General features: G+C 66.0%; 13 protein-coding genes and 1 riboswitch. Of the genes, 11 read left to right on the top strand and 2 right to left on the bottom strand.

The features are described 5' to 3' along the window. Window positions 1-51: 51 nt before the first annotated feature. A complete protein-coding gene (locus R1Z03_RS16865) occupies window positions 52-1089 on the bottom strand; it encodes an acyltransferase (RefSeq protein ID WP_317353078.1) in 1038 nt (345 codons plus the stop codon). Between the two features lie 151 nt (window positions 1090-1240). After that, window positions 1241-1337, top strand: a riboswitch (S-adenosyl-L-homocysteine riboswitch). Window positions 1338-1406: 69 nt separating this feature from the next. Between R1Z03_RS16865 and ahcY the strand changes: the two genes are divergently transcribed. From ahcY to R1Z03_RS16840, 5 genes are all read left to right on the top strand, one after another. Beyond that, on the top strand, window positions 1407-2837 hold the full coding sequence (gene ahcY / locus R1Z03_RS16860; protein WP_317353075.1) for an adenosylhomocysteinase: 1431 nt from the start codon (window positions 1407-1409) through the stop codon (window positions 2835-2837). Window positions 2838-2972: 135 nt separating this feature from the next. Next, the gene (locus tag R1Z03_RS16855; RefSeq protein ID WP_317353073.1) at window positions 2973-3974 is read left to right on the top strand and encodes a TlyA family RNA methyltransferase; all 1002 of its coding nucleotides are present in this window, start codon (window positions 2973-2975) and stop codon (window positions 3972-3974) included. After that, window positions 3971-4813 carry a methylenetetrahydrofolate reductase [NAD(P)H] gene (metF, locus tag R1Z03_RS16850; protein ID WP_317353070.1) on the top strand — a complete coding sequence of 281 codons (843 nt, stop codon included), beginning with the start codon at window positions 3971-3973 and terminating at the stop codon, window positions 4811-4813. Before R1Z03_RS16855 ends, metF begins: the two co-directional genes overlap by 4 nt. A gap of 50 nt (window positions 4814-4863) precedes the next feature. Beyond that, the gene (locus R1Z03_RS16845) at window positions 4864-5466 is read left to right on the top strand and encodes a hypothetical protein (protein ID WP_317353067.1); all 603 of its coding nucleotides are present in this window, start codon (window positions 4864-4866) and stop codon (window positions 5464-5466) included. Beyond that, window positions 5432-6088: a septal ring lytic transglycosylase RlpA family protein gene (locus R1Z03_RS16840; RefSeq protein WP_317353064.1), complete on the top strand. Its 657-nt coding sequence runs from the start codon at window positions 5432-5434 to the stop codon at window positions 6086-6088. Before R1Z03_RS16845 ends, R1Z03_RS16840 begins: the two co-directional genes overlap by 35 nt. 10 nt (window positions 6089-6098) lie before the next feature. Here R1Z03_RS16840 and R1Z03_RS16835 read toward each other — a convergent pair whose 3' ends face one another. Beyond that, entirely contained in the window at window positions 6099-6992 is an 894-nt protein-coding gene (locus tag R1Z03_RS16835; protein ID WP_272565115.1) for a 23S rRNA (adenine(2030)-N(6))-methyltransferase RlmJ, read from the bottom strand. 249 nt (window positions 6993-7241) lie between these two features. On the opposite strand from R1Z03_RS16835, the gene R1Z03_RS16830 reads away from it, so the two are divergent. From R1Z03_RS16830 to erpA, 6 genes are all read left to right on the top strand, one after another. Continuing rightward, window positions 7242-9161: a serine/threonine-protein kinase gene (locus R1Z03_RS16830; RefSeq protein ID WP_317353059.1), complete on the top strand. Its 1920-nt coding sequence runs from the start codon at window positions 7242-7244 to the stop codon at window positions 9159-9161. A gap of 161 nt (window positions 9162-9322) precedes the next feature. Next, complete coding sequence (gene rplM / locus R1Z03_RS16825; RefSeq protein ID WP_092745280.1) at window positions 9323-9751, top strand: 50S ribosomal protein L13; 429 nt, start codon at window positions 9323-9325, stop codon at window positions 9749-9751. Between the two features lie 11 nt (window positions 9752-9762). Beyond that, the gene (gene rpsI / locus R1Z03_RS16820; protein ID WP_092745279.1) at window positions 9763-10155 is read left to right on the top strand and encodes a 30S ribosomal protein S9; all 393 of its coding nucleotides are present in this window, start codon (window positions 9763-9765) and stop codon (window positions 10153-10155) included. Window positions 10156-10320: 165 nt separating this feature from the next. Beyond that, window positions 10321-11034, top strand: a complete 714-nt coding sequence (locus R1Z03_RS16815; protein ID WP_317353055.1) for a DUF6776 family protein — start codon at window positions 10321-10323, stop codon at window positions 11032-11034. Window positions 11035-11095: 61 nt separating this feature from the next. Then, on the top strand, window positions 11096-11494 hold the full coding sequence (locus R1Z03_RS16810; protein ID WP_272565112.1) for a polymer-forming cytoskeletal protein: 399 nt from the start codon (window positions 11096-11098) through the stop codon (window positions 11492-11494). 59 nt (window positions 11495-11553) lie between these two features. Continuing rightward, entirely contained in the window at window positions 11554-11919 is a 366-nt protein-coding gene (gene erpA, locus R1Z03_RS16805) for an iron-sulfur cluster insertion protein ErpA (RefSeq protein WP_008907234.1), read from the top strand. The last annotated feature ends 12 nt before the right edge of the window (window positions 11920-11931 follow it).

Here is an 11931-nt window from a genome sequence, read left to right as displayed (position 1 = left end):
GGGACCGCCCCGGCCCGGCCCCAGGGCCGCCGCCTTGGCCCCTCGAAGGGGTCAGGGAGCCGCTTGGGGCGTCACGGGCGCCCGCCGGAACCACCGCTTGAACCGCAGCGCCGGCGATTCCACCAGATGCCAGGAGGCATAGCCTGCCACGGCGGCCAGCGCCACCGACAGCAGCAGGCTCGGAATGAACGCCAGATCGGGCCAGAGCGCATACACCGACTGCTGCACCGGACAGCCGTACAGATAGATGCCGTACGACGGGTCCCCGCCGCGCTGCAGGAAGGCCAGCGCGGGCACGTTCAGCGAGCCGATATGGATCAGCAGCGGCGGCAGCAGGAGCAGGCCCGCTGTGTGCTCCATCTGCAATCCGAAGAACAGCATGGCGGCCAGCGGCGTCAGCAGGAGCAGCAGCCGGCCGGAGCGGGCCTGGAATGCATCGCGGAAGACGGCGATGAGCGCGCCATAGGTGAAGTAGGCGGGGTATTCGAACCAGTGCTGCATCTCGCCGGTCAGGTCGGCATTGCGCGCGGTGAGAAAGAACGCGAGATAGGCCACAGCGGCGAGGCCGGCGAGCCAGCGAGACCGGAACACGCCTAGCAACCCTGCGCCTGCCAGCACCAGGTAGCACAGGCTTTCTATCGGGATGGTCCACAAGGGCCCGTTCATCAGGTGCTTGATCGGGTTGTTTTCGAACACGCCCGGCAGGTAGGGGTAGTCCCTGATCAGCAGCAGGTTGCGAAAGTAGCCGAGCGTATCGGGGTGGGCCAGAAAGTCCGCGGCCGGCATCGAGTTGAAGAAGATTCCGAACAGAAAGACGTTGGTGAGCACGGCGAACAGCACCCCGGGCCAGATCCGCAGGAACCGCTTGGACAGGAACGCCAGCGCCTTGGGCTGGCGCAGCCAGCTCTGGGTGACGAGGTAGCCGCTGATCGTGAAGAACGTCATCACCGCCACGCCACCCACCATGTCGGAATGCAGCCAGGTGGGCGACGCGGTGTGCGTGATGTGGAAGTGGTGGCTGAAGATCACCGCGCTCGCCGCGCAGATGCGCATCAGATCGAACAGGTTGCCCCGGTGCTGTGTGGACATTGTCTCTGGGTTCTTCTGGCCCTTTGCGGGCGTATCGCTGGTTGTCTTGTTGTCAGGCCGGCACCTCGAATCCATGCCGGTCTCTGCTCTGTAGCGTGCCACGGTCGGCGCGCTGGCATGGGCGCGAAGCGCGATGTCCTTATAATCGCCGCTTTCCGAGGAGCGTTGCAGCGTCTTTACCCCCGGTGCCCGGTGTGCGGCAGGGACGCGAGGCTCGGATCATCATTTTGCAACGACGCTCGCCCACGCTTCTTGTGCGGTGAGTGAGCCATTCCCCTCCGATGCGTGGTTTTTTACCTTCTTTACCGGAGAAAACCATGAGCGCAGTTCTCAAGCCCCAGGCCGACCAGGCCATCGCCGACCTTTCCCTTGCCGCGTGGGGCCGCAAGGAAATCCGCATCGCCGAGACCGAAATGCCCGGCCTGATGGCCATCCGCGACGAGTTCGCCGCCAGCCAGCCGCTCAAGGGCGCGCGCATCACCGGCTCGCTGCACATGACGATCCAGACCGCCGTGCTGATCGAAACGCTCAAAGCCCTGGGCGCCGACGTGCGCTGGGCTTCGTGCAACATCTTCTCCACCCAGGACCACGCCGCTGCCGCCATCGCCGCCACGGGCACGCCGGTGTTCGCCATCAAGGGCGAGTCGCTGGAAGACTACTGGGACTACACCCACCGCATTTTCGACTTCGGTCCCAAGGGCAGCGCGGGCGAAGGCCCCAACATGATCCTGGACGACGGCGGCGATGCCACGCTGCTGATGCACCTGGGCCAGCGCGCCGAGAAGGATGCCTCCCTGGTCGCCGGCAACGGTGCCAGCGAGGAAGAGCGCATCCTGTTCGCCGCCATCCGCAAGAAACTGTCGGAAGACGCGACCTGGTACACCCGCAAGTCGGCCGAGATCATCGGCGTGACGGAAGAAACCACCACCGGCGTGCACCGCCTGAATGAGATGTCCGCCAAGGGCACGCTGCTGTTCCGCGCGATCAACGTGAACGACTCGGTCACCAAGTCCAAGTTCGACAACCTGTACGGCTGCCGCGAATCGCTGGTGGACGGCATCAAGCGCGCCACCGACGTCATGATCGCCGGCAAGGTCGCCGTGGTGGCCGGCTACGGCGACGTGGGCAAGGGCTCCGCCCAGGCGCTGCGCGCGCTGTCGGCCCAGGTGTGGGTCACCGAGATCGATCCCATCAACGCCCTGCAGGCCGCCATGGAAGGCTATCGCGTGGTGACCATGGACTACGCCGCCGACAAGGCCGACATCTTCGTGACGACGACGGGCAACAAGGACATCATCACCCACGACACCATGGTGAAGATGAAGGACCAGGCCATCGTCTGCAACATCGGCCACTTCGACAACGAGATCGACGTCGCGTCGATCGAGAAGTACGAATGGGAAGAGATCAAGCCCCAGGTGGACCACATCACCTTCCCGGACGGCAAGAAGATCATCCTGCTGGCCAAGGGCCGCCTGGTGAACCTGGGCTGCGGCACGGGCCACCCGAGCTTCGTGATGTCGTCGTCGTTCGCCAACCAGACCATCGCGCAGATCGAGCTCTTCACCAAGCCCGATGCCTACGAGGCCGGCAAGGTCTACGTGCTGCCCAAGCTGCTGGACGAGAAGGTCGCGCGCCTGCACCTGAAGAAGGTCGGCGCCATGCTGACCGAACTGACGGACTCGCAGGCCGCCTACATCGGCGTGAGCAAGAGCGGCCCCTACAAGCCCGACACCTACCGCTACTGATCGGGCGGGGCTTCGCGCCCTGGGGCGGCGGCCGGTGACTCCGGCCTGTTTGCCCTGTTTGCTATAAAAATAATAGCTTCCTGCGCTAGATGAATATGCGCTGGAGGCCTTTTTGACTCTGAGAAGGACGGGCGCATGCGCGCAGACGTGTATCTGGTGGACAAGGGCCACGCCGCGACCCGGTCGCAGGCGCAGCGCCTGATCGCGGCCGGCGTGCAATGGCGGCTGGCACCCAGCCTGCCCTGGCACAAGGTGGCCAAGAACGGTGACGAGATTCCGGACATCGCCGAAGTGCAGTTGCTCGACCAATCCGAGGCGCGCTACCTCTCGCGCGGTGGCCTCAAGCTGGAAGGCGCGCTCGTGTCCACGGGCCTGGACGTGGCGGGCTGGCGCTGCCTGGACGTGGGCCAGAGCACCGGGGGCTTCACCGACTGCCTGCTGCAGCGCGGCGCGGCCCAGGTGATCGGCGTGGACGTGGGCCACAGCCAACTGCACGACCGCCTGCGCCAGGATCCGCGCGTGGTGGCCGTGGAAGGCGTCAACGCCCGGTCCCTGACGGCCGCATCGCTGCAGGAAGCCTGCGAGGACGCCCTGTCCGAGCAGGTCGAGCAAGACCCCGACGACAACGAGACCCAGCCCGAAGCGCCCTACGGCTGGATGCGCAACGGCGGCCTGATCGACGACGAGTACGACGACAGCGACGATGCCAAGGAACACGACGTCGAAGCCTTCAAGGCCGAGCGCTCGGCCCGGGCGCGGGCCCGCGCGGAGTGCGCCCTGCCCACCGTGCGCCGGCGCCGGGCAGGGCTGGAGCAGGTGGACATCACCCCGGTGTTCGATCTGGTGACGGGCGACGTGTCGTTCATCTCGCTCACACTCATCCTGCCGGCGGTGGCGCCGCTGCTCAAGGCCGGTGGCGACCTGCTCATGCTGGTCAAGCCGCAGTTCGAACTGCAGCCCGGCCAGGTGGGCAAGGGCGGCATCGTGCGCGATGTGGCGCTCTACGCCGTGGTCGAGCAGCGCATCCGCGGCTGCTGCGCGGAACTGGGCCTGACCGTGGCCGCCTGGATGGACAGTTCCATCGATGGCGGCGACGGCAACCGTGAATTCTTCGTCCATGCAAGGAGGGCGGCATGACTGCCTCCAATCCACCCTTACCCGTCAGTTTCGAATTTTTCCCCCCCAAGACGCCCGAAGGGGCCGAAAAGCTGCGTGCCGTGCGGCAGGCGCTGTATGCCCGGCGGCCCGAGTTCTGTTCCGTCACCTACGGTGCGGGCGGCTCGACGCAGGAGGGCACCTTCACCACCGTGCGCGAGATTCTGGCGGAGGGCGTGAGCGCGGCCTCGCACTTCTCGTGCATCGGCGCCACGCGCGAGACGGTGCGCAGCCAGCTGGCCACGCTCAAGGCCATGGGCGTGAAGCGCCTGGTGGCCCTGCGCGGCGACCTGCCGAGCGGCTACGGCGCGGGCGGCGAGTTCCACTACGCCAGCGATCTGGTGGCCTTCATCCGCGCGGAGACGGGCGATGACTTTCACGTGGAAGTGGCCGCCTACCCGGAAGTGCACCCCCAGGCCCGTTCGCCCGAAGCCGATCTGCAGGCCTTCGCGCTCAAGGTGCGAGCCGGCGCGCACTCGGCCATCACGCAGTACTTCTTCAATGCCGACGCCTACTTCCGCTTCGTGGACGACACGCGGCGGCTGGGGCTGGATGTGCCCGTGGTGCCGGGCATCATGCCCATCCTGGGCTCCACGCAGCTCATGCGTTTCTCCGACGCCTGCGGCGCCGAAATCCCACGGTGGATCCGCATGCGGCTGCAGGGTTTTGGCGACGACACGGCCAGCATCAAGGCCTTCGGCCTGGACGTGGTCACCGGCTTGTGCGAGCAACTGCGCGACCGTGGCGTGCCGGGCCTGCACTTCTACACGATGAACCAGAGCGCCACCACGCTGGAGATCTGCCGCCGGCTGGGCCTTTAGACGCCGGCGGCCACTCCGTTAATATCGCCCCTTCGTTTTTCTGCCCATCCATGACGTCCGCCTTCGCTCCCCTGTTGGTCGCCACCCTGTGCTGCGTGGCGTCTGCCCCGTCGTGGGCCCAGACGCGGTACGTCTGCCGGGATGCAGCGGGCAACAGCTTCACGATGTCGCGCCCCTGTCCCTCCGGCACGACGACGTCGGTGGCGGCCACGGGGCCTGTCGCACCACCTCCGGCGTGGCGATATGAGCCCCCGGTGCGCTCCGTGCCCGAAGGGCCGGCGTACCAGCGCTACATGAGCGCCCGTTGCCGCTCCCTGAGCGACACGCTGCGCGGAGGCTCCTCCGGCATTCAGCCCGACGCCTATGCTGGCATGCGCCGGGAGTACCAGCGCGACTGCCACGACGAGGAATCCGACGCTTCCTCCCGCTATTTCAGGGAGCAGAGCGAGGCGCGCAAGCAGCGGCAGGAGCAGGAGCAGCAACTGCGCGTGGCAGCCCAGGCCTCCCGCGAAGAGGCCACGCGCCACGCCGAGCAATGCCGGGAGTCGCGCCGCATTCTCACCGCCAAGCGGGCCCGCACGGACCTGACCGAAGGCGAAAGAAAGGACCTGAAGCGTTTTGAAGACGCCTACGAAACGCGCTGCCAGCGCTGAACTGCCCCGCCGCCTCGGTGCGCTGTTGTCTGGCGCGCTGCTGTCGTGCGCCCTGGTGGCCTGCGCGGTCAAGGCGCCCGCGCCTGGCGACGACACCATTGCGGCGACGCAAAAGCCATTGATTCCCCTGCCGGCGCCAGCCCAGCCGCCCCGCGCATCGGCCCCTGTGAAGCCCCCGCCGGCCATCGCGGGTGAGGCACCCTCCAAACCGTCGGACACGGATGCGTCCTCCGAGAGCGATGCCGCCGATGCGTTCGTGCAGGAAGGCTTGGCCTCCTGGTACGGGGCCCGGTTCCACCGCCGCCGCACGGCCAGCGGGGAGCGCTTCGACATGAACGAATTCACTGCTGCCCACCGCACCTTGCCCTTCGGCACGCGCGTGTGCGTGCGCAGCCTGGTGACCGGCCGCGCCGTGCAGGTGCGCATCAACGACCGCGGGCCCCACTCGCCCGGCCGCATCATCGATGTGAGCCGCGCCGCCGCCGGGGCGCTGGGGTTGCTGGGGCTGGGCACCAAGCCGGTCGTGGTCTCCCAGGCGCCGGAAGACGCCGCGGCGCAGTGCCCTGATGCCTCGGTTTCCGGCCTGTCGCAGGCCAGCCCGCTGCCAGCCTCTGGCGAATAGGCGGGCGGGCTCAGCCGCCCGACTCGAGCGTGTGCGAGGCGTGGTGGTCCTGCGCCAGCAGCTCGGCCATCTGCGGCAGCGCGGGCTTGAGCGCCGCTTTCAGCGTGAACGGCGGATTGATCAGGAACATGCCGCTGGCCGGCAGCCCCGGGCGGCGGGCCTGTCCGTCCGCGGCGCCCGTCACCTTGCTCGATTTCACGGTGAGCGTGGCATGCAGCCACGACTTGCCGGCCTTGGTGGCCAGCGTCTTGAGCCGCCGCGGCAGGTCATGGGCTTCGGGCCGGGGAATGATCGGGTACCAGACGGCATAGGTGCCTGTCGCAAAGCGCTTGAGCGAGTCTGCGGCCATGTCCAGGACGCGCCCGTAATCGCTCTTGATTTCATAGCTGGGATCGCACAGCACGAGAGCGCGGCGGGCCGGTGGGGGCAGGAATTTCTTGATGCCTTCGAAGCCGTCCTCATGCAGCACCGCCACCTGGCGGCCGGCCTCCAGCTGGGCCACGTTGCCGGCCAGCGCGCGCAGGTCGGTCGGGTGCAATTCGAACACCTTGAGCTTGTCGCGGTCGCGCAGCAGGCGCTGCGTGATGAAGGGCGAGCCTGGATAGACCCGCGTCACGTTGCCCTGGTTGAAGGCGCCGACCATGTCGACATAGGCTTGCAGCGCGGGCGCCAGGGGCTCTTTGAGCACGGCAGGCGGTACCAGGCGAAGGATGCCGTCCCCCGCCTCTCCGCTCGTGGCGGCGTAGTCGCCGTCCAGGCGGAACAGGCCGGCGCCGGCATGGGTGTCCAGCACGGTGAGCGCTGCGTCTTTCTGCGTAAGGTGTTGCAAAGTGGCAATCAGCACCGTGTGCTTGAGCACATCGGCGTGGTTGCCCGCATGGAAGGCGTGGCGGTAACTGAACATGATGGGGCCAATGGTAACCACGCACCGCCCGGTGCCGCGTGATCGTGCCCGCTTCGTCATGGCGCAGTGGGGGCCGGGGCGCTGCCGGTGCGATGGCTTGGAGCAGTCGCCGGGCGCCTTGTTGCCGCCAGGGAGCGGGCTTGCTGCATGATGGCGGCTTCGGCCAATGTGTTGCAATCCATCCACTTGTCCGTTGCCGGGTGCGCCGTTGCTGGTGCACCATTGCCGCCCGAAAGCCCACCCGTCACCATGTCCGCCATCACCAGCACCGAACCCCCGACCGACGTCCACCACGTCGACGCCCTGCCGGCCGGGACGCGTCTGGGAGAGTTCGAGGTGCTTTCGCTGCTGGGGGTGGGCGGGTTCGGCATGGTCTACAAGGCATTCGACCATTCGCTCCTGCGCTTCGTGGCCATCAAGGAATACATGCCGTCGGCGCTGGCGGCGCGCGCGCAGGGGCAGTCGCTGTGGGTGCGGTCTTCGACCCAGGAGCAATCCTTCCAGGCGGGGCTGGCCTCGTTCGTGAGCGAGGCCAGGCTGCTTGCCCAGTTCGACCATCCCTCGCTGGTGAAGGTCTTTCGCTTCTGGGAAGCCAATCACACCGCCTATATGGTCATGCCGCTCTACACGGGCATGACGCTCAAGCAGGCCCGCGCGCACATGCGCACGCCGCCGCCCGAGGCCTGGCTGCGCAAGATGCTGTGGTCGGTGCTGAGCGCGCTGCGCGTGCTGCACGACGGCCAGACGCTGCACCGCGACATTTCGCCCGACAACATCTTCCTGCAGGACAGCGGCCCTCCCGTGCTGCTGGACCTAGGGGCTGCACGCCATGCGATCAGCGACCACGGGCACCAGCACACGGCGGTCCTGAAGGTCAATTACGCGCCCATCGAGCAGTACAACGACGGCGAGAGCGATCTACGCCAGGGGCCCTGGAGCGATCTGTATGCCCTCGGTGCCGTGGTGCATGGCAGCCTGTGCAACGACACGCCGCTGCCGGCCACGCTGCGGTCGATCCGCGACCGAATGGTGCCGTTCTCACGGGTGGCCAAGACCGTGCGGCGACAGTTCGGTGTGGAATATTCCACGCCCTTCGTGGCCGCGATTTCGCAGGCGTTGGCCCTGCGGCCGGATGAGCGTCCCCAGAGCATCGACGAATTCCTGCGCACCATGGACATGGTCGCTCCGCCGGAGGGCATCGACCAGTTCGATTTTCGCGCCGAGCTGGGCGATATCTGGGTGGAGCCGGCCGACCGGCGTGGTACGGGCGTGGCGGTGCCCATGATCGACATCACCTCCGTGCCTCTGCCGGCGGTGGGCGTACCCTTGCCTGCGCCTCTGGCCGCTGCGGTGGAGGCGCCGACGGTGGACACGGGTGCGCAGTTGCACATCGATCGGCAGGAGGCTGGCGACACCGTGGTGTCCGATGGGCAGGACACGGTTTTCATGGATGGAGGACAAGAGGTGGCAGATACCGTGACAGGTGGCGATACGGTTTTCGAGGAGCGCCGTCCTCAGCATCCAGAAAGGCTGGGGCGTCCGAAGACCCGCCGCAGCCAGGCTGCGGGCGAGGAGGCACCGGCATCGGCAGTCGCTGGCGTGCGCCACCGTCCCTTGCTTTGGGCGAGCGCCGGCCTAGTGGCTGTGGCTGTGGTCGCTGCCGGACTGTGGTGGAACGCCTCGCGCGACACGCCCCATCCCACCAAGTACACCCCAGAAGACCAGATCATCACGGAACTGGCCGAGCCGCCAGCGCCGGTGGCCTCTGCACCCGCCGAATTGATCTCCGTGGTCGATGAAGCGGCCACCGCACCGGCTCTGCCGGCCGCATCCGCAGCCTCGGTGGCCGCAGCGCCCGCATTCGTCGTTGCATCGGCACCACGGCCCAAGCCTGTTCCTCGCAAGGTGGCCGAGCCCACGCCTGCGGCCGTGGCTGCGGAAGCGCCTGCATCGCCCGAGCCTGCGCCGGTTCCAGCCGCCACGCCCAAACCGGCGGTCGCACGCGTGGCAGGGCCGGACGAAGCGTGCGCCAACGCCGGATTCATCGCCCGACCGATGTGCATCCACCAGCAATGCCAGAACGCGGCGGTGGCCAACCACCCGCTGTGCGTCGAGAACCGCCGCCGGCTGGAAGCCGAAGAACGCCGCCGCACGATGCTGTCCCAATAGCCCTGCCTTGGCATTTTCCCGCCGCTTCGTATAATGGCGGGCTTCGCAGCGCTTTTTTGGTCCCGCGGCGGAGCATTCACACCACCTAAGAGGCTTCCTTCAGAGATGCACCGACCGTGGAAAAGGACCGACAAACCCCCGTTCTTTGAAAAGAGAAACTCATGTCTACTTTCAGCGCAAAGCCCGCTGAGGTCGTGCACGAGTGGTTTGTGATTGACGCGACCGACAAGGTCCTCGGACGAGTAGCCAGCGAAGTTGCTCTCCGTTTGCGCGGCAAACACAAGGCCATTTACACGCCTCACGTCGATACCGGTGACTTCATCGTCATCATCAACGCCGCTCAACTCAAGGTCACCGGCACCAAGTCCCTGGACAAGGTGTACTACCGCCATTCGGGCTATCCCGGCGGTATCACGGCCACGAACTTCCGCGACATGCAAGCCAAGCACCCCGGCCGCGCGCTGGAAAAGGCGGTCAAAGGCATGCTGCCCAAGGGTCCCCTGGGCTACGCGATGATCAAGAAACTCAAGGTGTATGGCGGTGCTGAGCATCCCCACACCGCCCAGCAGCCCAAGGCGCTGGAAATCTAAGGAGCCTTGAGATGATTGGTGAATGGAACAATGGCACCGGCCGTCGCAAGTCCAGCGTCGCCCGCGTGTTTCTCAAGAAGGGTTCCGGCAAGATCACTGTGAATGGCAAAGACATTCAGCAGTATTTCGGCCGCGAAACCTCGATCATGATCGCCAAGCAGCCGCTCGCGCTGACCAACCATGTCGAAACCTTCGACATCCAGGTCAACGTACACGGCGGCGGTGAATCCGGCCAAGCCGGTGCCACCCGCCACGGCATCACCCGCGCCCTGATCGACTACGACGCAACGCTGAAGCCCGCACTGAGCCAAGCCGGCTTCGTGACCCGCGATGCACGTGAAGTCGAACGGAAGAAGGTCGGCCTGCGTTCTGCACGCCGCGCCAAGCAGTTCTCCAAGCGTTAAGCTTCGCCGCTGCAAAGGACTGCCATGCCGTGCTGGGCCTTTACAAAGGCTGCAAGAGCGACGTGTCAGTCGGCCGAAAGCACTCTCGGGTGCTTTCCGGCTTCAAAAAACCGCCTGTCCGGCGGTTTTTTCATTTCTGCTCCTCCATTTGTTGAATAGGGAAACATGCGACTCAAGCTGCTACGTCGCCGTTTGACCATCAGTGCGCCGCGGGTGTCGGTCCGAAGCGCGATGCCATGGCCTGTCCGCTGGGTGCTGCTGGCCATTTTCTTCGGCCTGTGCGCCGCGCTGGCGCTCTGGGCCTTCGAGTTCGGCAAGAGCATCGCAGGGCTGGATTCCCGCTCCCGGGCAGAACTGGTGCGCTTGCGCAAAGAGGTAGCCCAGTTGCGCGAGGAGCAGCGGCTGCAAAAGGACACGTCGAGTTCTACCGGCACGCTGCTGACCGCCGAGCGCACCACGATGGATCGCCTGATGGCCCAGATGCGCCAGCTGGAGGCGGACAACCGCGCCCTCCGGGACGACCTGGGCTTTTTCGAAAAGCTCATCCCGGCGGGCAAGACCGAAGGGGTCAGCATCCGTGGACTGCAAGCCGACGTGGTGGGGGGCAGCCAGTTGCGCTGGCAGGTGCTGGTGATTCAGCCGGTGCGCAACGCGCCCGAATTCCGTGGGCGGCTGGAGTTGATGCTGGCAGGTACGCGCGATGGACGCCCCTGGACACAGGCGATTCCCGCGGATGGGCAACCCCTTCAGTTCCAGCAGTACCGCCGGGTGGAAGGGTTGTGGCCGTTGCCCGGCAATGCCGTGGTAAAAACCGTGACCGCGCGGGTCTTGGAGGGCAGTGCGGTGCGTGCCACCCAGACCCTGAGCATCGAAGAATAGCGGCGGTGGCGGCGTCAGCAATGGGCCCATTCCCTCCCGTGCCAACCGACTGGAGTGTTCCATGTTCTCTCGCAAGAAGCAGCCCCCGATCAAGAGCCTGATCGCTCATGGCACCCGCATCAACGGCGAAGTGCGGTTTTCCGAGGGCCTGCGGATTGATGGCGAGGTGGCGGGGGACGTGCGGGCCAGCGACGAGCAGCCCAGTATCCTGGTGATATCGGAGTCCGCCCGGGTTGAAGGCGCGGTGCATGCAGCCCACGTGATCGTCAATGGCACGGTTCTCGGACCGGTGCATGCCGCGGAACTGCTGGAGCTGCAGCCCAAGGCCCGCATCACCGGAAACGTGCACTACAAATCGCTTGAAATGCACCAAGGAGCCACGATATCGGGACAGATGAGCCCATCGACCGTGCTGGTCGAGGAAAAACCCACACTGAAGTTGGCGTCAAACGCCAGCTGACCCACATTTGAGGGGTGTTGCAGTACCATCGACGGCAAACCCTCCCGAAGGAGCACTCCATGAGCGCCGTAGCCGAAAACATCCAGACCGAAATGCCCGCCCCGATTCTGTTCACCGACAGCGCGGCGGCCAAGGTGGCTGACCTGATTGCCGAAGAAGGCAACCCCGACCTGAAATTGCGTGTGTTCGTCCAGGGCGGCGGATGCTCGGGCTTCCAGTACGGTTTCACGTTCGATGAAATCACGAACGAAGACGACACCACCATGACCAAGAACGGTGTGTCGCTGCTCATTGATGCCATGAGCTACCAGTACCTGGTCGGTGCCGAAATCGACTACAAGGAAGACTTGCAGGGCGCCCAGTTCGTCATCAAGAACCCGAATGCGACCACCACCTGTGGCTGCGGATCGAGTTTCTCCGCCTGATGGCGCGATTTT

The sequence above is a fragment of the Acidovorax sp. BLS4 genome, assembly GCF_032929295.1.
GTDB lineage: Bacteria > Pseudomonadota > Gammaproteobacteria > Burkholderiales > Burkholderiaceae_C > Paracidovorax.
Note: the sequence above shows the minus strand (reverse complement) of the source record. Positions and strands in the feature narration are given on the sequence as shown.